The sequence below is a fragment of the Burkholderia sp. Bp9016 genome (assembly GCF_003857765.1).
Taxonomy (GTDB): Bacteria; Pseudomonadota; Gammaproteobacteria; order Burkholderiales; family Burkholderiaceae; genus Burkholderia.
In genome coordinates this window covers 20,889-40,684 of the sequence record NZ_QTPY01000038.1, presented here as the reverse complement: position 1 = coordinate 40,684, position 19,796 = coordinate 20,889, and the positions used below count along the sequence as shown (strand labels likewise).

Genomic DNA, 19,796 nt, shown 5'->3' with positions numbered 1-19,796 from the left:
CCCTGCGCGGCCATCACGGCCGGGCTCGTGTAGTTTTCCGACGCGATCAGCTCGATGTGATCTTCCTGCCGGCGGTTCTCGTCCTGAATGGCAGTCCAGAGTTCCGGATCGACGTTGGCGACGGTGCTGGTAGTGCGATTGAACATGATGATTGATCAAAAGAGAGTGATGGATTGACCCTGGTAGGCCGGGCTTGCCCGGCCCCGCGAAGTCGAGCGCCGGACCGGCGCCCGATGGCATCGACAACCACGCCGCCCCGCGATGCCGGCTGAACGGTTATTCGGCATTGCCATTCCAACAGACGCAAATTCGTTCAGATAGAAGGATTGCGACATTCCGCTAGGACGCATCGCGCGGCGCACCGGCCAAGAAAAATCGAAGGTCCGCATCGCTGCGGAACCTTCGACAGAACCGGTCGTTCCTGGAGAGGCCGTGCCCGACCGGCGGCTTCTTGCGAATATCGGGGCCTAAACAGCGGAGAAACAGTTGTCGACGAACAGTTGAGTGCCGTTGACGAAGCTCGATTCGTCGGAGGCCAGGAACAGCGCGGCGGCGGCCACCTCCGACGGCTCACACAGCCGGCCTTGCTGCACCGCGATAGCTGCTTCGGTTGCGTCCACGCCCATCGCCTGCAGGTCCTTCAGCTCGCGCATCCCGTGCGGCGTGCGGATGAAACCGGGTGCGAGCGCGTTGCAGCGGATGCCGCGGTCGCGGTATTCGACGGCGATCGCCCGCGCGAACATGTGGCATGCCCCCTTGGTCGCGTCGTACAGCACTTCGCCGGGTGTCGCGCAGACGGCCGAGATCGACGACGTGCAGACGATGCTGCCGCGCCCTTGTTCCAGCATCTGCGGCAGCACCGCCTTCGTCATCAGGAACATGCTCTTCACGTTCACGCCCATCAGCCAGTCCCATTCCGACTCCTCGATATCGAGGAACGGTTTGACGATCAGCGTGCCCGCATGATTGAACAGGATGTCCGCATTGCCGTACTGCCGGCGCGCCGCATCGACCGCCATCCGCACGTCCGCCTGCTTCGACACGTCGGCGCCGAGGCCGATCGCCTGCAGGCCGGTATCGCGCAGCCGCGACGCAAGCGCTTCGGCCGCATCACCGTCGCGGTCGACGATCGCCACCTTCGCGCCCTGCGCGGCGAACAGTTCCGACGCGGCGCCGCCGCATCCGCCCGCGCCACCACTCACGATGGCGACCTTGCCGGCCAGGCGACCGTCAATCTTGGCATTCATACTTCGTTCTCCAGTCTGGTTCGTCCGGACCGCTCAGCTGAACAGCGTCCGAAGATGATCGTTGAGAAAATGGCCTTCGGGGTCGATGCTGCGGCGCAGTTCGCGGAACGCTTCGGCTTTCGGGAACCAGCGGTCCACGTCGTCGCGGTTCGTGAAGTGCAGCTTGCCCCAGTGCGGTCGCGAGCCATAGTCGCGCAGGATGTCGTCGACATCCTTCAGGAACGGCCAGTAGTCGACGCCGTTCGGACCGCCCGAGCACGAGATGGTCACGCTGTCCTGGTTGTGGAACGGGCTGATCCACGCCGGGTCGCCCTTCGTGAAGCGATACTCGACCGGGAAGATGCAGTCGCGATGCTTCGTGAGGATCAGGTCGCGCACGCGGCGCAGCGCTTCCTTGCCGTGTTCGGCGGGCACCGCGTATTCGAGTTCGTGGAAGTTCGCGACGTAGTGGATCGCATAGACTTCCGAGCTGTATGCGATCTTCTCGTGCTCGCCTTCGTAGAACGTGCGCTCCTCGGTGAAGTCCATCACCTTGATTTCGCACACGTCGTAGTCCTTCTTCGAGTTCGACACCTTCGTGGTGTCGGGCAGGCAGTACAGGTCGCGGCTTTCGGACGTCGGGCACCAGAAGAACCCGAAATGCCGGTGCTTCGCCGCGAGGTCGTCGTACTTTTCCATCAGTGCCTCGAAGTCCTCGCGCCACACACGGTCGTGCAGCCAGAACGCGTCGGTCACCTGCAGCGTGAGTTCCGAGACCACGCCGAACATGCCGATGTTCACCTGCGTCGCGTGCAGCAGGTCGAGGTCCTGCTTGTCGCTCACTTCCATGATCGAGCCGTCGGGGCGAACGATCCGCATCCCGACGACCTGCGACGACAGGTTGCTCAATGTCGTCCCCGTGCCGTGCGTGCCGGTTGCGAGCGCACCGGCGATGGCCTGCGAATCGATGTCGCCCTGGTTGACGAGCGAGAAGCCGATTTCCTTCAGATGACGCGTCACCGCGTTGAGCCGCGTGCCGGCCTTCACCGTGACGCGCTTCTGCCGCTCGTCGACCGCGACGATGCCCTGATAGTCCTGCAGCGACAGCAGCAGGCCGCTTGTCGCGACGACCGGGGTGAACGAATGTCCCGATCCCGAGCATCGGACGTGCTTGCCCTGGCTCGTCGCGGCGTGCACCAGCCCGGCAATCTCGGCCTCGCTGGCCGGCGACGCCATGTGCGCGGCGACGCACGACTGATTGCCCACCCAGTTCCGCCAGAATCCACCACGTGGAAGCTCCATCAATGTCTCTCCAGAAGTGTGCTGCCGGTACTGCACCGGCAGGCGGGTTCGGTTCGTCCGGCAGCGAAGCCGAGATGCTCGCTGGCCGGCGCGATGCGTTGCGTTACGTTGTGTCGCGTTCGTACCAAAGGTATTTCGCCGGCCGCCTTTTCACTATCGGATTTCGGCAAGCGAGGGTTTCCACGGGGAATCGGGCCGCCAGGCTTTTTGACCGGCGCGCCGAGCGGCTACAATGAATCGACCCGGCCCGCCCCTTCCTCCCCGATGACGCCGTCTGCCGATCCGAGCGATTTCTCCGACACCCCGTTGTTCGCACGAACGGTGGCGTTCTGCGCGTTCACCGACGTGGAGGAACAGGCGCGGATCTTCGACGGCTGGGATCTCAACTACACGCAGATCTCGGGCGGCCTGTTTCATGGCTCGTCGTCGATCGTGTCGCTCGGCGGCATCCGGCTGCTGGTCGAGGATCTCGACAAGGCGATCCTGCAGCAGGGCGCGGTGCCATCGGACCGTATCGCGGTGGCCGTGCCGCTGGAACTCGAAGGCCATGCGCGGATGTGCGGCGCGAAGAGCGGCCGCGACAGCCTGCACGTGTTCTCGTGCCAGCCCGAATTCGAGTTCTATTCGCCCGACCTGCACGTGCTCGTGAACGTCGAGATCGAACCCGACAAGCTGTCGACGGAGGCGATGCGCACGCTCGCCGCGTCGCTGCGCGCACGCACCTTCGCACCGCTGATCCCGATGACGCAGCAGGTTGCGGACCGCCTGCGCGACCTGCTGCGTCACACGATGGCCGCCGCCGCGAAAAGCACGCCGGTCGAGGATGTGACGACGCAGGACCGGATCGAGCTGCTCGAGCGGACGGTGCTGTATGCGATCTCCGAAGCAATGACGATACCCGCATCGGACGCGGATGCCCTCGCGACGCGACCGACGAAATACTGGTCGCTCGTCAACGCGGTGCAGGAGCGCTTGCAGGATGCGTCGACGTGCCCGCTGTCGATCGCCGAGCTATGCGTGCAGCTCGGCATCAGCCGCCGTACCGCGCAATACGCGTTCAACGACACGCTCAACCTGAACCCGATCGCGTACCTGCGCGCCGTTCGGCTGAATCACGTGCGCCGCGAACTGCGGCTCGGCGGGTCCGTGACGTCAGCTGCGACGAAGTGGGGCTTCTGGCACCTGGGCAGTTTCGCGCAGGACTATCGCGCGATGTTCGGAGAATTGCCGTCGGCGACGGCGCGGCGCTATGCGCACCGGGAAGCCTGAACCTCGATCGTGCGATGCGCGACGCATGACGCGGCGTCGCGTTGACAGTGCGCGTACTCGATAGCTTCCATGAAGAGAGCCGCGGCCGAACGCGCGCCGCGGCAAGTTGAAAACAGGTCGCCGCAGTCGGGCGGCCGGCGCCCAACCGGCACGCGCCACCCGCCCGCGCACGACCGCGCTACCCCGTCACTCCTGCTGCTCCTGCTGCGCCGCCGCCTGCCGCTGCTGGATGAACTGCTTCACATCGCTCATCGTCACGCGACCGGTGTGTTTCGTATCGATCTCGTCGAAGTGCTTCGCGACGAAACCCAGCCCGTCGCTCTGCGCCTGCGCCTTCGTCACGGCCGCGCCGTTGCTCAACACCGTATTGCCGCCGAGCCTGGCGTCGACACGCCTTTGGGCCTGCTGCTGCAACGTCGCGCCGGTCGACGGCAACACCGGGGCCACGCGGGTCGAAGGGAAGAACGGACCGTCGACGCCGCGCCCGCCTTGGGGCAGCTTCACGGGCGCCACCGCCTGCGGCGGCAACGCATAGGCGCTGCTCGTCACGGCGCCGACGACGATCAACGGAGACATACGCCGCATCAATTGGATTAGGGACATGATCGCTCGCATTCAATGGATGAATAGAGGGTTCCTTTGACAAGGAGTCCGTCGCTTACGGTGCCGTCGCCAGCGTCGTCGCAGCCGTCGCGCCCGGCATGCTGCCGGTGGGCGTGCCGGCCGGGTTCTCGTCCGGCCACGGCGGCGGCAGCGTGCGCAGCGTCAGCGCGGTCGGAATCCGGCGGCCCTGGTAGAACGTCTTCAGGTCGCGCTTCATCTGCGGACGTGCCACATCATCCAGATAAATCATATGCCCGCCCTGGAAGAAGTTCACTTGCAGCTTCGGGTTCAGGCCCTTCACCGTCTGCAGCCGCGCGAGTTGCTTCTCCGTGTTGAAGAACGGCGTCGCCAGATCGTGGAAGCCGTTTTCCGCGAGCACCTGCAGCTTCGGATTCAACTGCAGCGCGCCGAGCAGATCGGGGATCGTGTCGGGCATCGGCTGGCCGTCATGCGAGAAGTCCCACAGGCCGATGATGTTGTCGTTCAACGGCACGTAGGTCGCGTTCGGCGCGGTGTAGCCCAGGTAATCGGGCATCTGCGTCGCGAGCGCGTTCGTGAACGGCTGCGAGATCAGGATGTCCGACGGATCGCCGTCCGTTTGCAGCCGCGGATCGGCGTTCGGCAACGACACGCGTCCGTCGTACCGGCCGATCGTCGTGCCGGGCAGCAGGCTCGAGCCGAACGGATTCGCGTTGAAGTAGCCGCGCAGCGCCTGCAGCGTCATGCTCGACGGCAACGACCAGAGCTTCAGCGTCGCATCGCTCGGGAAGACCGGCGTTCCGAGCGCATCCGGAATGCCGAGCTGGCTCAACACCCACGACTGCGAGTACTTCTGCAACTGGTTGTAGATCAGCGTCGTGAACAACTCGGTCTGTAGTGCATACAGATCCTGGTTGACCGGCGCCGGCGACACCTGGTTGAAGTATGCCGCGACCGCCGCATAGCCGGGCAGATAGCCGGCCACGGTATCGGTATCGAGCAGCAGCCCTTCGGTCGACTGCGTGATCGCCACCGCCTCCGTTGCGTCCGCGAAGTAGTTCAGGATCGACGATTGCAGCACGATCCCCGTCAGGTGCACGCCGGCCGATTCGAGCGCCAGTGCGAGCATGTCGGTACGCGGCGTGCCGTACGACTCGCCGTACAGGTAGATCGGCGACGCACCGCGGCTGTTGACGTTCAGGTAGCGCTGGATGAAGTCGCGCATGATGTTGACGTCCGCATCCGAACCCCAGTACTTCTGGTTGGTGTTCGGCGCTACCGCTTCCGACAGCCCGGTTCCCGGCGGGTCGATGAACACGAGGTCGGTCGTGTCGATCAGGCTTTCGGCGTTGTCGACGAGCGGATAGTTCGGCCAGTTGTTGCCGAACAGCGGATCGGGCGTGGCGACGCGCGTCGGCGCGAACGAGCCAAGCCGCAGCCAGATCGACGACGAGCCGGGGCCGCCGTTATAGACGAACGTGACGGGGCGCGGCTTGCCGTTCGTGCTCGGCGCGGTGTACGCGACGTACGACATCGACGCTTCCGCATTGCCGCTCGCGTCCTGCGCGGTCAGGTGGCCGGTGGTCGTCGTGTAGTTGACCGTCGTGCCGCCGGACTTCCACTGGTAATGCATCACGGCCGCCTTCTCCGAAACCTGCGCGGCCGTGAGACTGTCGGTCGCGTTCATCGAATAGGCGACAGGGTCGACGTAAGGCTGATTGGCCGACGGCGTCTGGCTGCCGGCCGCCTGCGCGCTCGCCTGCTGGCTGGCGGCGGTCTGCGCGAGACTCGACGCGCCGACGGACGACGAATCGTCTCCGCCGCAGCCCGCGAGTGCCAGCGTGATGACGGTCAATGCGCCTAGCCCGGCCAGCCGGCCGCGACGTTCGCGGCGACTGCCGGTCCTGCTCCTGTCTGGTTTCATGCCTCTATCCTTGTGTTGAGTCGGATACCGCTTCACACAGGCCGCCATCGCCGGCGCGAAACACGCAGGCGTACCCGCCACTCGCGTTGCACGGTCGGCAGACGGCGGTTGGGGATGGGACTTCTTCGAGAGACCGAACTTGATACAGACACAGCAAACTGCTGGCGGAGAATGATGCGTGGACGCCGCCCCCTTGCAGTTCTGACGACTTTTTTATTACCAAAATTTACGACATGACAAAAATAGGCGGTGCTGCGCCGCGTTGTCAAAGATCATTCCGACATTAAAAATTCTCTTATGATGCAAACGGCGGCCAGTGTATTGAATTTGAAAGAAAAACGATTGTTCGAATCAGATACGTCATATCCGAGCCATTCGCCGGGATTCACGTGCTTTCCTGCCCGCTGCGCGATGCGTTGCGAGCCTTGACGCCACATGGACATGTGCATCGAATCGCACCGTCTTTCTTTCATTTTAATTATCGCAATTCGATTGGCGCGGCACGGCGAATAAAATTCATCGCCATCCACAAAATACCGATTCGAATAATTCACCGAATCGAAATGCGGAATTATTTACATGTAATCCGAATAAATCGGCCGTCCGGTCCGGACGGCACCGATATGCAATGCGCGCGGTATTGCAATGGAAAAGCCGTCATTCGTTCCGCGCATTCCGGATCGCACTCGGGCAATCGCGCGTCGGACACGTGAAGCGTGGGGAGAGGCGCCGCGCGAGCGGCAGTGCGCGGCGCCGGCCATGCCGGCTATCTGCTCGTGACGGCGACACGCCGAATGTGCTGAATTCCGCCGAGCGTCTATGGACGCATCAGGACGCGCTCGATCGCGCGTCGGCCTGCAGCACCTGCTGCACGGCCGGCCGTGCCCTCACCCGCTCGTACCACCCGCGCAGGTTCGCATGCCGGCTCAGGTCGATGTCCGCGTTGTACACCGAGCGCATCCAGTCGGCCTTGCCCCAGCCCGTCAGCGCGAACAGATACGCATCGGCGATCGTAAACGTCTCGCCCGTGAGGTACGGGCTGCCGTCGAGTTGCCGGTCGATCCACGCGAAGCGGCCGTCGAGTTTCTGCCGCGCCGGCTCGACGTATTGCCCTGCCTGCACGGCATACAGCAGCGGAATGAAACCCTTGTGGATTTCGGTGCCGAGGAAGTTCAGCCATTCCATCAGCCGGTAGCGGGCGAGCGTGCCGTACGCGGGCGCGAGCCCTGCTTCCGGGCGTCGATCCGCGAGATACTGCGCAATCACCGGGCCTTCGCGCAGCATCGTGCCGTCGTCGAGTTCGAGCAACGGCACGTAGCCGAGTGCGTTGACGTCGTAGTAGTCGCGGCCGTCGTCGATCCGATGCTTGCGCGCATCGACCGTGACGATCCGCGCATCGAGATCCGCTTCGCGCAGCACGATGCGAATCGCCTGCGAACAGCTGCCGGGAGCGTGGTAGAGCTTCATGCGTTTCCTTCGTTGGAGGTTCGTATCTCGATTCGCCGCGACGCGGGCGCTAATATCTCGCATCGACGCAGCAATGAGAAGACGGCAGTCGTTTGTGCCGTAGTCACAAAAAAGTTACCGACCAGGGTCAGCAGCATGAAAACGAGTGCGACAGGATGTTCCGTGGAAGAAGCGATGCGCATGCTCGGCGGTCGCTGGCGGCTGCTGCTCGTGTCGTACCTGCTCGACGGGCCGAAGCGCTTCAGCGACCTGCGCCGCGACATGCCGGGCATCTCGCAGCGGATGCTGACGCTCGATCTGCGCGCGCTCGAAGACGCCGGCTTCGTGCGGCGCACCGTGTATCCGGAAGTGCCGGTGCGCGTCGAGTACGATCTGACCGCGGGCGGCGACCGGCTGCGGCCCGTCGTCGAAGTCATGCGCGAATTCGGGCTGTGGCTGAAGGCGCGCGATGCGCAATGCGATGCGCGCGCGACGCCCGACGCGATCGAAGCCGAAGCCGGCCAGTCCCGATAACCCCCACGCCTGGAGACACATCATGGAACTACACGCCACCGTCGGCGCGGCCACGTCCGACATCGACGACGATGAAAGCTGCGCGAACATCTATTGCCACGACGCGCGGCAAGACTATTGCTTCTCGTTGCTACGCTTTCCGGAGGAGGCATCGATCGAGGTGATGGTGCACGACCAGCTCACCGCGCACGTGAAGGATCTGGCGGTACGCCTGACGGGCGACACGATCGAAGTCGAGCTCGACGAACGCACCGCCGCGCGTCTGGACGGCAATACCCGTTACGTGATCCATCTCGCGCCGGGCGAGCACGACCCCGTCGTGCTGCGTGCCGCGCTGAAGGAAATCTTCGACGGCAAGAGCGGGTATCGCGACGACAGCGCAAGCGCGTAAGCCCGCCATTCCCTCCACGCGTCGGCACGCCGTTCATGACACCCATCTCGCGAATCCAACCGTTTCTCCGCCGCTGCGCGCTGCTGGTCGCGTGCTGCGCGTCGATTGCCGCCGCGCATGCGGCCAAACCGCTGCTCACGTTCAAGGTCGACGACATCGTCACGGCCCGCGTCGAACGTGCGGATGGCACACGCGTCACGATCCGCTTCCTGCCGAGCGGGAAAACACAGACGCTCGACGTCGGCGTAACCGACGAGGAAGGCCATTACCGGCTCGCGTCGGACGACTACAACTTCGACGGCCACCGCGATCTCGCCGCGCACGCGCTGCTCGGGATGGTCAACGAGAGCTACGGCATCTTTCTGTACGACGCCGCACGCCAGCAGTTCGAGCCGCTGAAAATGCCGGCGGCCGACATGCCGCACGGCAACTGCGACGATCTGATCAACATCCAGGCGAAACCGAAGGAGCGCACGCTGTACAGCTCATGCCGCGGCGGCCCGATCTGGTACACCGATGCGTATCGTTTCGACGGCAATGGCCGGATGTATCTCTATCAGGCAAGCGAAGCGATTCCCGACGACCTTCGCGACCTGCTCGACGGCGACTCGGGCCCGTCGTCAATGCTGCTGACCTACGACGAGCACGGCAAGCGCGTCTCGCGCCGCCCCGAAGCGTACGGCGGCGGCAAGATCACGTTCAAGGTGCGCCCGGCGCGCCTGCCGCTGCACGACGTGATGAACGATGCGCCGACGCGCCGCTACGTCGTCGCGGGCGATACGCTGGAACTGGTCGATGCGAGTGCCGATTTCCAGTGGCTGAAGGTGCTATACCGCAATCCGCGCGGCGGCACGACGCAGGGGTGGGTCGCGGCGAAGGAAGCGACCCGCTAGTTTTCCGGACAGGTCCGGACGAGGCCATCGCCAAAGGTATTCAGGGATCTTCCATGTGGGCTGCATCTTCGCCAACGAAGTGGTGCGTCTGCGTCGCCACCATCGCAATTGCTGCGAGCGCATTCGCCGGCACCGACGCGCCTGCGTCGGTCAGGCTATCCAGCGGGCACGAACTGCAACAGGACGGAAAACGCCTGGTGGAGATCGATGCCGCGCATCACCGCACGACCATCGTTCGCTTGCCAGCGGCACTGCGTCGGGCCGTCGCGTCGGCGTCGAGCATCGGCTTCCCGTCGGCGAGCTCGAAAGTCGTCGACGGCAAGGAGTTCGTCCTGATCGTCGTCAATCAATCGTCGAGCGACAACCCGACGGGTTACTGCGGCGCCGGCGAGGAAGGCACGCTGTACACGCTTCAGGTCAGCGGTAACGTCGCGACCTCGCGCTACGCGATGCCGGTGCAAAGCTGCCTGCACGACATATCGCTCGACACCGACGTGAACAACCGGTCGCCCTATCGCGCGATCGAGTGGCGCGACGATCCGCCGGGTTTCAGAATTGCGTGGACCTACATCGGCCACGCGGGCCCCGTGACCCGCGAATACCGCTACGACGGCACCACGTTCGTCGAACGCGGCAAGTAGCGCGCGGCAGTCCGGATCGCAAAATCCGGCGCTTTCGCACAGCTTTCCCACATATTGAGCGCGATGAATCCCATTAATAGGGATACCTGTTCAAATGTTGACGCACCTCGCTCCACGGCTCTAACGTTCGCCCCAATGCCATTGGATACGGCCGCCCCGCCGCGCGGGTGCAGGCCGACACAGAACAGAGGAGACGACCGTGGCCCAATCCGCGTCACGCACCCACGCCAACCCGCCGGAGCAGCCGCGCACGCGCGGCGACACCGCCCGCGATTCCGCCGCCCGCACGGCCGCGGCCGCTTCTACCGTGCCGCCGAGCCGCAAGCGCCTGCTGATCCTGATCCTGCTGTTCGTCACGGTCGTGATCAACTATCTCGACCGCAGCAACCTGTCGATCGCCGCGCCCGCACTGTTCAAGGAACTGAACATCGATCCGGTTCGCGCGGGCCTCGTGTTCTCCGCGTTCGGCTGGACCTATGCATTGATGCAGATCCCCGGCGGCTGGCTCGTCGACAAGGTGTCGCCGCGCGTGCTGTATGCCGGCGCGCTCGCCCTGTGGTCGGCCGCGACGCTGTTGCTCGGCTTCGCCGGTTCGTTCGTCGGACTGATCGTGTTGCGTCTCGCGGTGGGCGCGCTCGAAGCGCCGGCCTACCCGATCAACAACCGCGTGGTGACGACGTGGTTCCCGACCCGCGAGCGCGCCAGCGCGATCGGCGGCTATACGTCCGGGCAGTTCGTCGGCCTCGCATTCCTCACGCCCGTGCTCGCGTGGCTGCAGGTGCATCTCGGCTGGCACATGGTGTTCGTCGCGACGGGCGTCGCGGGCATCGTGTGGGCCGCGATCTGGTATGCGGTGTATCGCGAGCCGCGCGCGTTTCGCGGCGTCAACGCAGCCGAGATCGCACTAATCCGCGACGGCGGCGGCCTCGTCGATCTCGAGGACCGCATCGCCGCGCGCAGCGAACGCACGCCGTCGACGTGGCGCGACCTCGGCGTCGTGCTCGGGCGTCGCAAGCTGTGGGGCATCTATCTCGGACAGTTCGCGCTGAACTCGACGCTGTGGTTCTTCCTCACGTGGTTCCCGACCTACCTCGTGAAGTATCGCGGGATGGACTTCATCAAGTCGGGCTTTCTCGCGTCGCTGCCGTTTCTCGCCGCGTTCGTCGGCGTGCTGTGCTCGGGCCTGCTGTCGGACTGGCTGATGCGCCGCGGCGCATCGCAGGGCTTCGCGCGCAAGCTGCCGATCATCTCGGGGCTGCTGATCTCGACCTGCATCATCGGTGCGAACTACGTGAGCTCGACCGGCTGGGTAATCGCGTTCATGACGATCGCGTTCTTCGGCAACGGCTTCGCGTCGATCACATGGTCGCTCGTGTCGGGGCTCGCGCCCGCGCGGCTGCTCGGCCTCACGGGCGGCATGTTCAACCTGATCGGCAACCTGTCCGCGATCGCGACGCCGATCGTGATCGGGCTGCTCGTCGACGGCGCCGACTTCTCGCGCGCGATCACCTACATCGCCGCGATGGCGCTCGCCGGCAGCCTGTCGTACGGGCTGCTGGTCGGCAAGGTCGAGCGCATCGACGCCTGAGTGCAAACCGGCGCGGCACGCGCGTGCCGCACCGGTTTGCCCGCCATCCTCGAATCAGAACCGCAGGAACCCGTCGCGCGCAAGGTCGTGCGGATTGCCCGCCGCGTAGTCGAGCGCGCATGCGTCGGTATCGATGCCGACCGTCAGCAGCGTTTCCCAGCGTTCGGTGTCCGGCATCGACAGGTCCGGATGGAAGCACACCACCGCCTGGTCGCCGGCCGCGCCGCACATCGCCGACGCACGCTCGCGCACGTCGGCGCTCGTCATCCCCGTCACGACGTCGTTCAGGTGCGCGAAACGCTCGCGCGTCGTCGAGCTGTCCGGCATGCATTCGCCGCCGCTCAACGCACGATCGAGAAAGTGGTTCGTATGCAGCAGCCAGCCGTCCGGACGCGGCACGACCACACCGACGCCCGACGGGCTCAGCTCGATGCTCGCCGCACGCGGATGCCCGTCCTGTCGCGTGAACACCGTCAGCACCGTCGACGCGCTCACGTGCGCGCTGCGGGCGAGGTCGATCGCGTCCCGTACCGTCGTCGCTTCTTCGAGCATGCGCCGCGCGATCGCGTGCACCGGCACGCCCGCACTGTCGTTATCGCTCGCGTGGTGCAGGATGTTGAAGTGCAGCCCCAGCCCCGCGCTGTTCACGCCGAGCTTCGCGAGCATCCCGAATTCGGAGAACAGCTTCACGGTGCGGCCGTGCTGCGTGCCGAACTGCATCAGCAAACCTTGCGGCGCGAGGCTGTCGTGCCAGTCCCATGTCTGCAGCGTACGCGGCGCGTCGGGGCCGGCCGGTGCGTAGACGGTCGTCGAGCATTCGCCTTCGGCCGATGCAGGCGCCGTGGCGAGAATCTCGGTGCGCGCGTTCAGGCACGCGAGTTGCCAGCGCGGCAGGTCGACGCCGTCCGCGATCGCATCGATCTCGTCGGCCAGCGCGGGGCACCATGCCCGGAGCGACGCGAGGCTCGCCTCGCCGATCGCCCGCGCGCGCCGCGGCTCGATGCCGAGCTTCGGAAAGAACGCGAGGTAGCGCGCGACCGTCTCGCGAATCTCCGCCGCGAACTGCTCGCCGATGCGGCGGCCGCGCTCGCGCGGATCGGTGAGGTCGGTCGCGAAAGTGTGCAGCTTCAAGATGAATTCTCCTGGGTTGAATGGGATCCGGGCACATCCGGCCCGGACCGGGTTGCCTCGCGCGGCGACGGCAAGCGATGGCAGGCGATGGCCGCGATCAGAACGCGTAGATGAACTGCATCCCGGCCAGGTCGTTGCTGCGCCCGTAGGTGCCGTTGCTCCTCAGGAACACCGGATGGTTCGCCGCGTCGTGGCGATACTCGACCTTCACGGTGATTTGCTGCGTCGGATAGAACAGCAGGTCGGCCGTGATCGCATAGCGCTGCGCGCCCTTGCACTCGGTGCCGTTCGTCGCCGAGCCCTGGAAGCACGACGGATCGATGCCGAAGCCGCTCGACCCATTCACCGACGGATTGCCGCCCGCGAGCCCGTACTGGATATTCGTGCCGCCGCCGCCGTTTGCCGTGTTGTTCAGGTAGTCGAAGCGCAGCGTCGCGCCCATCCGGCCGACCCACGCCGATGTCCACTTCGTATGGCCGAGCAGCGACATCCCGTACCAGCGCGCGGTGCCGCCGTTCCAGGCGCCCTTCTGCAGCTCGCCGTAGTCGACCTGCGCGTTGATCTGCGTCTTGTCGTGCGTATAGGTCATGTCGGCTTCCACGTACTTGTAGAAACCCGTCGGCGACGATCCGTTGCACTGGTAGCCGTAGCCGCCCGCATCCGCGCACGGCGAGAACAGCGACTGCCGTCCGAGCATGCCGGAAATCCCGAAGTCGAATGCGGTCGACGTCGCGTTGTCGAAGCGCGCGGTGAGGGTCGGCGTCCAGTTGGTCTTGGTCGTGTTGTTCGCCGCGTTCGCGATCGCGCCGGCCGTGCGCAGCACCTCGTTGCCGACGATCACCTGCCAGAAGCGCGTCATCGCGTCGTTCGAGCCCTTCAGCCCGATGCCGACCAGGTTGCCCGGTTCGCTGAAGTCGTACAGCAAACCATGCGTGAGCGTGAGCATCTGGTTCGACGGCTGCACTTCGTAGCCGGCGAGGCTCGTCATCATCCCGGCCTCGAAGGTCTTCGTCGTGCCGAGCGGCACGTTGACCTGCGCCTGCGTGACGATGTTGTTGCCGATGCCGCCGTGCGCGTTGCTGAACACGTTGCCGAAGCCGCGGTTCGGCTGGATCACGATCTCCGCCGACGGCGCCATCGGGCCGACGCCAAAGGTCTTCTTGATGTCGAGGTAGACGTCGCCGATCGTGCTGTTGAAGTAGTCGTACGCGCCCGGATCGTGGTTCAGGAACTGGAACCCGGACGTGCGCTGCGCGCGGTTGAACAGGTACACCGGATCGACGTAGCCGGTGACGCTCAGGCCCGCGAGCGGGCCGGTCGTCGCGGCCTCCTGCAGCGAGTCGACCTTCAGCGACGCGTTCGCGATCTGCTCGCGCATCTGCTGCAGGTCGTCGTTCGTGAACGCGGGCGCGGAATCCGCTGCCGGGGTGGCGGCCGCTGCCGTGTCGATCGTGCCGATCGGCGCGCCGCCTGCCGATGCCGACCCTGCGGTTGCCGGCGCCTTCGACGCGAGCATGCTCGCGCGCAGCTCGCTCACCTGCTGCTGCAGCGCGGCGACCTGCGCCTGCAGCGCCTTCATCTTGCCGGAGTCGGTCGCGTCGCGCGGCGTGTGTGCAAATGCCGATGCCGCTTCGAACGCGAGCAGGCACAGCACCGTCATATGTTTGATTTTCATGTCGTGTGGGAATCGTCGGGACGAGCGCGCCCCCGCCCGCCGCGAAGGGCGGCGGGACGCGCGCAAACGAAAACGGGGAACGGGGCCGGCTTACTCGGTCTTCAGCTTGGTCCAGAGCCGGTTCTGCAGGCGCATCAGCTCGGGTGGAACCGGCTTGCTGAGGCTCAGCTTGCGGATCACGTCGGCCGGCGGGAACACGGCCGGATCGCTCGTCACTTCCGCGCGCACGAGATGCTTCGACGACGGTACCGCGGACGGATACGACGTGTCGTTGGTCAGGTTCGCGCTCTCCTTCTCCGACAGCACGAAGTTGACGAACTTCTGCGCGGCGTCCGGGTGCGGTGCGTCCTTCGGGATCGCCATCATGTCGAACCACATCGCGCTGCCTTCGCTCGGGATCACGTACTTGATGTGATACGGCTTCTTCGCGGCCGCCGCGGCGATGCGCGCGGAGTTCACGTCGCCCGACCAGCCGAGCGCGAGACAGATGTCGCCGCCCGCGAGATCGTTGATGTAGCTCGTCGAGTTGAACTGGGTGATGTACGGCCGCACCGTCTTGAGCAGCTCGTACGCGGCCTGGTAGTCGGCCGGGTTCGTCGTGTTCGGATCCTTCTTCAGATAGACGAACGCCATCCCGAACGCGTCGACCGGCGAATCGATCACCGACACGCCGCAGCTTTTCAGCTTGCTCGCGTACTTCGGATCGAACAGCAGCGACCAGCTGTCGAGCGGCGCGTCGTTGCCGAGCACGGCCTTCACCTTCTCGACGTTCATCCCGAGCCCGTCGGTGCCCCACGTCCACGGAATGCCGTACTGGTTGCCCGGATCGTCCTTCGACAGCACCTTCATGATTTCGGGATCGAGCAGCCCGTAGTTCGGCACCTGGGCCTTGTCGATCTTCCGATAGATGCCGGCCTGCAACTGCCGCGCCCAGAAGATGTCGGACGGCACGACGACGTCGTAGCCCGACGTGCCCGACAGCAGCTTCGCCTGCAGCGTCTCGTTCGAATCGAACTCCTGGTAGACGACCTTGATGCCGGTCGCCTTCTCGAAGTTCGCGACCGTCTGCTTGCCGATCGAGTTGCCCCAGTTGTACACGTTGACGACATCCGCCGCGTGCGCGGACGGCGCCCCGAACCACGCAAGCCCGCCGAGCGCGAGCGCCGCGCATGCCGTTCGCAGCGTGTTGTTCCAGTCTCCTGCCATGTTTTCCTCCGTCGATATCGTGGTCCGTTCGTCGCGAACGGTGTTTCGTTCGGTCAGGAAAATGTAGCCAGAGGAAATTGGCCGGTCTGCCCTGCCAACAGGGGGACACGCTACACAATCGGCATGCGGCGCAAGCGGTTTGAAAGCGATTCCGTCACCGCTTCGCCGCCACCTCGCCGCCGCTTCCGCCCCCGCTCAGTGAGCGACGATGCCCGTGCGCGCGCCGAAATCCTCGCCCACGTGCGTCACGCCGCCGCCCATCATCGTCAGCGCGACGTCGATGCGACCGATGTCGTACTGGCCGACCTCGAACAGGTCGCTCTCGAGCACGACCAGATCCGCGCGCTTGCCGGGCGTCAGCGAACCGACCTCGTGCTCCATCCCGAGCTGGTACGCGCCGTGGATCGTGTACGCGGCGATCAGTTGCGGAATGCTCAGGCGCTCGGCAATGTCCGGGAACACCGGCGCATCGGGCTCGCCCGCGAGCTGGCGCGTGTGGCCCGATTCGATGTGTTCGAGCGGCTTGTGCTGGCAGCGGCACTGGCACGCGAGGCCGTCCATCCCGATCGACACCGTCACGCCCGCCTCGACGAACGTGCGGAACTTGTACATGTTGCTCCAGCGCTCGTGGCCGTAGTGATCGCGCAACTGCTCGGTGTATGCGTCGACCACGCCCCATTGCAGCTGCGTATTCGCCATCACGCCCGCGCGGCGGAAGCGCGGAATGTCGTCCGGATGCGTGAGGAACGCGTGCGTGATCACGTGGCGGCGATCGCGCGGCGGGTTGTCCCGGTTGACCGTTTCGAAGCCCTCCAGCGCCATCCGCACGGCCGCGTCGCCCACGCAGTGGACCATCACGTTCGCGTTCGCGCGATCGGCTTCGACGAGGTAGCGGTTGAACGTGTCGGCCGGCATCGTCGGCGCACCGCAGGTGTCGGGACGGTCCGCGTACGGCTCCAGCAGATACGCGGTGTGGTTCGCCTCGGTGCCGTCGAGGAACAACTTCAGCGCGCGCGCCTTCACGAGCGGCGAATCGTATTGCTCGCGATATTTCACCAACGTGCCGACCGGATCGTCGATCTCGCCGATCACCGCGACGCTGCCGACCACGCGCAGCTTCAGGTCGCCCGCGCGCTCCATCGTCTGCAGCGTCTCGTACAGCAGCGACTGGTCGCCGCTCGCATCGAAGAAGCCCGCATCGAACACGGTCGTCACACCGGCCGCGCACAGCTTCTTCTGCCACGGCGGAATCGACTTCAGGTACAGGTCGATGCCGGTCGGCAGCAGCCCGGCCGCACTGATCCGCTGCATCAGGATCGAATACGCGGCGCCGTCGACCACCAGCCCGGTCGGCTCGCCCGTCACCGCGTCCTTCTCGAACCAGCTCGCACCTTCCTGCACCGGTGGCGTCGACGCGTCGATGCCCGCGATCTCCAGCGCCTTCGAGTTCACCCACATCGAATGGAAGTCGGTCGACAGCAGGCACACCGGGCGATCCGCGCAGATCGCATCGAGCGTTTCCTTGCGCAGCAGTTCGGGCGAAATCGTCGCCTGCACCCAGCCCATCCCGGTGATCGCCGGCTCGTCCGGATGCGCTTCCACGTATGCGCGCAGCGCGCCGAGCACCTTCTGCGGATCCTCGTAGTTGACGAACGCCTGGAACGCGAACGCGGTCGTCTCGAAGTGCCAGTGCGATTCGACGAAGCCCGGCAGCACGAGCCGGCCGCCCGCATCGACGACTCGAGTCGTCGCGCCGACATGCGCCTGCACACCCGCGGTATCGCCGACGTAGACGATCCGGCCGTCACGCACCGCGACGGCCTGCGCCCACGGGCGGTGCGGATCGACGGTGTAGACCTTCGCGTGCGTCAGCACGAAATCCGCCGGCGCCGCGGCCGGGTGCATCGATTGATTCTGCATTGCCTGTCCTTTCCGGTTTTCGAAGTGCTTTCACTATAGGCAGACGATACGCACGGGTCTGCCCCCCCGGCGCCGGGGCTTGCGCGGAATCGGGCTGTGCGCGGCGGGTTGCTTGTCGTCAATGTGAGGACAACGCGCGACACGGGCCGCAAAATCCGGTGAATTCCCGGCAGACGCGCACGCGGGCTTCGCGTAACGTCGCGCTGTCATCCGCTCGACTCCGCCCACCATGCGACTTCTCCATCCCGATCCCGCCGCGCCAGGCCACTATCTGATCGGCGTGCGGCCCGGCTCGCTCGGCGCGACGCTGCGCGCGGTCGGCACACCCGATTTCATCGGCGCGATCACCGCGTTCGTGAACGACAGCATCGCGGCGGACGCCGTGCATCTCGAACGCTGGCGCGCCGACGCGGGCAGTGCGTCCGGTCACGTGGTCGAGTGGCTGGGCAGCGGCAGCACGCGCTATGCGGCGGACACGCTGCGCGTGATGGATGCGTACTACCAGGACTACTGCCACGTCGATCCGCTGTTCGCGCCGCTGCGCGGCAAGGCCGGCACGCTGCTCGTGCAGCGTCATATCGACGGGCTCGCGCAGGGCGACTTCCGCCGCCGGATCTTCGACGAGCCGCGCATCGCACAGGAATGCGTGCTGGTGCACGGCACCGCGCACATGCAGTACGCGCTCGGGCTCGCGCGCACCGACGGGCAGGCTGCGTTCACGACCGACGAACTGTTCCACTTCCGGCAGATGGTCGACCTGCTGTTCCCGATGTTCGAATTGCATGCGCGCTCATGCGCCGCGCGGCGGGTCGCGTCGATGTCGGCGAATGCGGTGTCGTATGCGGGTTTCGATGCGCGTCTCGAGCGGCAACAGGTGCAGCTGTCGCGCCGCGAGCACGAGATCTGCAAGCTGCTGCTGTGCGGACGTTCGGTGCCCGAGGCCGCGCAGCAGATCGACGTGAAGCTGTCGACCGCCGAGTCGTACGTGAAGCGCGCGTTCGCGAAGCTCGGCGTGCGCACGCGCCGCGAGCTGTTCGACTGGGTGATGGTGGACTGCTGACGCGAAGCGGCGCGAACGCCGCTCGCGCTAGGCGGCCAGCGCGACTGCCTTGATGTTGAACGCGCGCAGCAGGTCGTCGCAGAACGCATCGACGATCGGCTTGTCGCTCGCGCTGCGCTTCATCGCGAGATGCAGCGGCACGTCGAAGCTGAACGTCGAGCGGCCCACCGCCTTCACGAGCCCGCGCTGCTCGAACGGCTCCGCGTAATGCGCGGGCAGGTAGCCGAGGTGCCCACCCGACAGGATCAGGATCGTCGCGGCCTCGATGCTGTCCGCGCTCGCGGTCACGCGCCGCTCCGGCAGCGGATACTGCTCCTCCGGCACCGGATAGGTGCGCCATACCCAGTCGTGCGCCTGCAGATCGTCGGCCGACACCGGCCGCGACGCATGAAACAGCGGATGCCCGCGCCCGCAGTAGACCACCTGTTCCTCGGTAAACAGCGGCGTGTAGTCGAGCCCCGGCACGCGATGCCAGAAATACCCGATCGCAAGATCGAGCTGATTGTTGACCAGACTTTCCTCGAGCTCCTGCGGCGACGCGACCTTCATCGCGAACGTGACGGCCTGGTCGCGCTTGCGGAACGCGCCGATCGCGTCGGCGAGGCGCGCATTCTCGACGAGCGGCGCCTGGCCGATCAGCCCGATCGACAGCGTGCCGACCAGCTTGCGGTCGATGTCGCGCACGCGCGCGACGAACTCGGAGGTCGCCGCGACCAGCGTACGCGCGGTCGCCGCGAAGCGCTCGCCCTTCGACGTCAGGCGAAAGCCGCCACGGCCGCGATCGCACAGCTTGAAGCCGACGCGCGCTTCGAGCGCGGACAGCTGCGTGCTGATGGTCGACTGCCGCACGCCGAGCGACGCCTCGGCAGCCGTGATGCCGCGTGCGTCGACGACGGCCAGAAAGACCCGGATGAGCCGGAGATCGAGATCGGTGGTATTCGAAAACATGCTTCAAGCCGCTGCGCATGCGCGCGTTGCCGGGCCGGCACGGCACGACGCGCATCGCGC

At 65.7% G+C, this 19,796-nt stretch carries 18 protein-coding genes and 1 pseudogene; 7 read left to right on the top strand and 12 right to left on the bottom strand.

Annotation, left to right across the window (positions count from 1 at the left end):
• The 3 genes and pseudogenes from glyA to DIE13_RS30200 form a co-directional block, all read right to left on the bottom strand.
• Positions 1–146 (bottom strand): annotated as a pseudogene (gene glyA, locus DIE13_RS30210) (serine hydroxymethyltransferase); the annotation flags it as partial.
• A gap of 321 nt (positions 147–467) precedes the next feature.
• The gene (locus tag DIE13_RS30205) at positions 468–1,247 is read right to left on the bottom strand and encodes an SDR family NAD(P)-dependent oxidoreductase (RefSeq protein ID WP_124830680.1); all 780 of its coding nucleotides are present in this window, start codon (positions 1,245–1,247) and stop codon (positions 468–470) included.
• A gap of 33 nt (positions 1,248–1,280) precedes the next feature.
• The gene (locus DIE13_RS30200; protein WP_124830679.1) at positions 1,281–2,528 is read right to left on the bottom strand and encodes a D-arabinono-1,4-lactone oxidase; all 1,248 of its coding nucleotides are present in this window, start codon (positions 2,526–2,528) and stop codon (positions 1,281–1,283) included.
• Positions 2,529–2,834: 306 nt separating this feature from the next.
• On the opposite strand from DIE13_RS30200, the gene DIE13_RS30195 reads away from it, so the two are divergent.
• Positions 2,835–3,797 carry a helix-turn-helix domain-containing protein gene (locus DIE13_RS30195; RefSeq protein ID WP_279607272.1) on the top strand — a complete coding sequence of 321 codons (963 nt, stop codon included), beginning with the start codon at positions 2,835–2,837 and terminating at the stop codon, positions 3,795–3,797.
• A 186-nt stretch (positions 3,798–3,983) separates the two neighbouring features.
• Here the strand turns inward: DIE13_RS30195 and DIE13_RS30190 are convergent, their stop codons facing one another.
• The 4 genes from DIE13_RS30190 to gstA all read right to left on the bottom strand — a co-directional run bounded on the left by DIE13_RS30190 (position 3,984) and on the right by gstA (position 7,770).
• Positions 3,984–4,373 carry a 2-oxoglutarate dehydrogenase gene (locus DIE13_RS30190; protein ID WP_233410094.1) on the bottom strand — a complete coding sequence of 130 codons (390 nt, stop codon included), beginning with the start codon at positions 4,371–4,373 and terminating at the stop codon, positions 3,984–3,986.
• Between the two features lie 82 nt (positions 4,374–4,455).
• Positions 4,456–6,303 carry a S10 family serine carboxypeptidase-like protein gene (locus DIE13_RS30185; protein WP_124830676.1) on the bottom strand — a complete coding sequence of 616 codons (1,848 nt, stop codon included), beginning with the start codon at positions 6,301–6,303 and terminating at the stop codon, positions 4,456–4,458.
• Positions 6,304–6,575: 272 nt separating this feature from the next.
• The gene (locus tag DIE13_RS33065; RefSeq protein WP_175762328.1) at positions 6,576–6,857 is read right to left on the bottom strand and encodes a hypothetical protein; all 282 of its coding nucleotides are present in this window, start codon (positions 6,855–6,857) and stop codon (positions 6,576–6,578) included.
• A 274-nt stretch (positions 6,858–7,131) separates the two neighbouring features.
• Positions 7,132–7,770, bottom strand: a complete 639-nt coding sequence (gene gstA / locus DIE13_RS30175) for a glutathione transferase GstA (RefSeq protein WP_124830674.1) — start codon at positions 7,768–7,770, stop codon at positions 7,132–7,134.
• Positions 7,771–7,905: 135 nt separating this feature from the next.
• On the opposite strand from gstA, the gene DIE13_RS30170 reads away from it, so the two are divergent.
• From DIE13_RS30170 to DIE13_RS30150, 5 genes are all read left to right on the top strand, one after another.
• Positions 7,906–8,283 (top strand): helix-turn-helix domain-containing protein, encoded by a 378-nt coding sequence (locus DIE13_RS30170; RefSeq protein ID WP_124830673.1) that lies wholly within the window; start codon positions 7,906–7,908, stop codon positions 8,281–8,283.
• 22 nt (positions 8,284–8,305) lie between these two features.
• Positions 8,306–8,674, top strand: coding sequence for a hypothetical protein (locus tag DIE13_RS30165; protein ID WP_124830672.1), 369 nt, complete (start codon positions 8,306–8,308; stop codon positions 8,672–8,674).
• Positions 8,675–8,709: 35 nt separating this feature from the next.
• Positions 8,710–9,567: an XAC2610-related protein gene (locus DIE13_RS30160; protein WP_124830671.1), complete on the top strand. Its 858-nt coding sequence runs from the start codon at positions 8,710–8,712 to the stop codon at positions 9,565–9,567.
• A complete protein-coding gene (locus DIE13_RS30155) occupies positions 9,537–10,208 on the top strand; it encodes a hypothetical protein (protein WP_124830670.1) in 672 nt (223 codons plus the stop codon). The genes DIE13_RS30160 and DIE13_RS30155 overlap by 31 nt, the downstream gene beginning before the upstream one ends.
• Positions 10,209–10,407: 199 nt before the next feature.
• Positions 10,408–11,796: an MFS transporter gene (locus DIE13_RS30150; protein WP_124830669.1), complete on the top strand. Its 1,389-nt coding sequence runs from the start codon at positions 10,408–10,410 to the stop codon at positions 11,794–11,796.
• A 54-nt stretch (positions 11,797–11,850) separates the two neighbouring features.
• Here DIE13_RS30150 and DIE13_RS30145 read toward each other — a convergent pair whose 3' ends face one another.
• The 4 genes from DIE13_RS30145 to DIE13_RS30130 all read right to left on the bottom strand — a co-directional run bounded on the left by DIE13_RS30145 (position 11,851) and on the right by DIE13_RS30130 (position 17,728).
• Positions 11,851–12,927 carry a C45 family peptidase gene (locus tag DIE13_RS30145; protein WP_124830668.1) on the bottom strand — a complete coding sequence of 359 codons (1,077 nt, stop codon included), beginning with the start codon at positions 12,925–12,927 and terminating at the stop codon, positions 11,851–11,853.
• Between the two features lie 97 nt (positions 12,928–13,024).
• On the bottom strand, positions 13,025–14,602 hold the full coding sequence (locus tag DIE13_RS30140; RefSeq protein WP_124830667.1) for a DUF3138 family protein: 1,578 nt from the start codon (positions 14,600–14,602) through the stop codon (positions 13,025–13,027).
• 90 nt (positions 14,603–14,692) lie between these two features.
• Complete coding sequence (locus DIE13_RS30135; RefSeq protein WP_124830666.1) at positions 14,693–15,808, bottom strand: polyamine ABC transporter substrate-binding protein; 1,116 nt, start codon at positions 15,806–15,808, stop codon at positions 14,693–14,695.
• A 195-nt stretch (positions 15,809–16,003) separates the two neighbouring features.
• Positions 16,004–17,728, bottom strand: coding sequence for an amidohydrolase (locus DIE13_RS30130; protein WP_124830665.1), 1,725 nt, complete (start codon positions 17,726–17,728; stop codon positions 16,004–16,006).
• Between the two features lie 229 nt (positions 17,729–17,957).
• Between DIE13_RS30130 and DIE13_RS30125 the strand changes: the two genes are divergently transcribed.
• Positions 17,958–18,788, top strand: a complete 831-nt coding sequence (locus tag DIE13_RS30125) for a helix-turn-helix transcriptional regulator (protein WP_124830664.1) — start codon at positions 17,958–17,960, stop codon at positions 18,786–18,788.
• 27 nt (positions 18,789–18,815) lie between these two features.
• On the opposite strand, the gene DIE13_RS30120 is transcribed toward DIE13_RS30125, so the two are convergent.
• A complete protein-coding gene (locus DIE13_RS30120; RefSeq protein ID WP_124830663.1) occupies positions 18,816–19,736 on the bottom strand; it encodes a LysR family transcriptional regulator in 921 nt (306 codons plus the stop codon).
• Positions 19,737–19,796 lie beyond the last annotated feature (60 nt).

Bases quoted from the DNA above. Each gene is read 5' to 3' on its own strand.
- DIE13_RS30205 (WP_124830680.1), bottom strand. From the start codon at position 1,247: ATGAATGCCAAGATTGACGGTCGCCTGGCCGGCAAGGTCGCCATCGTG.
- DIE13_RS30200 (WP_124830679.1), bottom strand. From the start codon at position 2,528: ATGGAGCTTCCACGTGGTGGATTCTGGCGGAACTGGGTGGGCAATCAG.
- DIE13_RS30190 (WP_233410094.1), bottom strand. From the start codon at position 4,373: ATGTCTCCGTTGATCGTCGTCGGCGCCGTGACGAGCAGCGCCTATGCG.
- DIE13_RS30185 (WP_124830676.1), bottom strand. From the start codon at position 6,303: ATGAAACCAGACAGGAGCAGGACCGGCAGTCGCCGCGAACGTCGCGGC.
- gstA (WP_124830674.1), bottom strand. From the start codon at position 7,770: ATGAAGCTCTACCACGCTCCCGGCAGCTGTTCGCAGGCGATTCGCATC.
- DIE13_RS30170 (WP_124830673.1), top strand. From the start codon at position 7,906: ATGAAAACGAGTGCGACAGGATGTTCCGTGGAAGAAGCGATGCGCATG.
- DIE13_RS30165 (WP_124830672.1), top strand. From the start codon at position 8,306: ATGGAACTACACGCCACCGTCGGCGCGGCCACGTCCGACATCGACGAC.
- DIE13_RS30160 (WP_124830671.1), top strand. From the start codon at position 8,710: ATGACACCCATCTCGCGAATCCAACCGTTTCTCCGCCGCTGCGCGCTG.
- DIE13_RS30140 (WP_124830667.1), bottom strand. From the start codon at position 14,602: ATGAAAATCAAACATATGACGGTGCTGTGCCTGCTCGCGTTCGAAGCG.
- DIE13_RS30135 (WP_124830666.1), bottom strand. From the start codon at position 15,808: ATGGCAGGAGACTGGAACAACACGCTGCGAACGGCATGCGCGGCGCTC.
- DIE13_RS30130 (WP_124830665.1), bottom strand. From the start codon at position 17,728: ATGCAGAATCAATCGATGCACCCGGCCGCGGCGCCGGCGGATTTCGTG.
- DIE13_RS30125 (WP_124830664.1), top strand. From the start codon at position 17,958: ATGCGACTTCTCCATCCCGATCCCGCCGCGCCAGGCCACTATCTGATC.
- DIE13_RS30120 (WP_124830663.1), bottom strand. From the start codon at position 19,736: ATGTTTTCGAATACCACCGATCTCGATCTCCGGCTCATCCGGGTCTTT.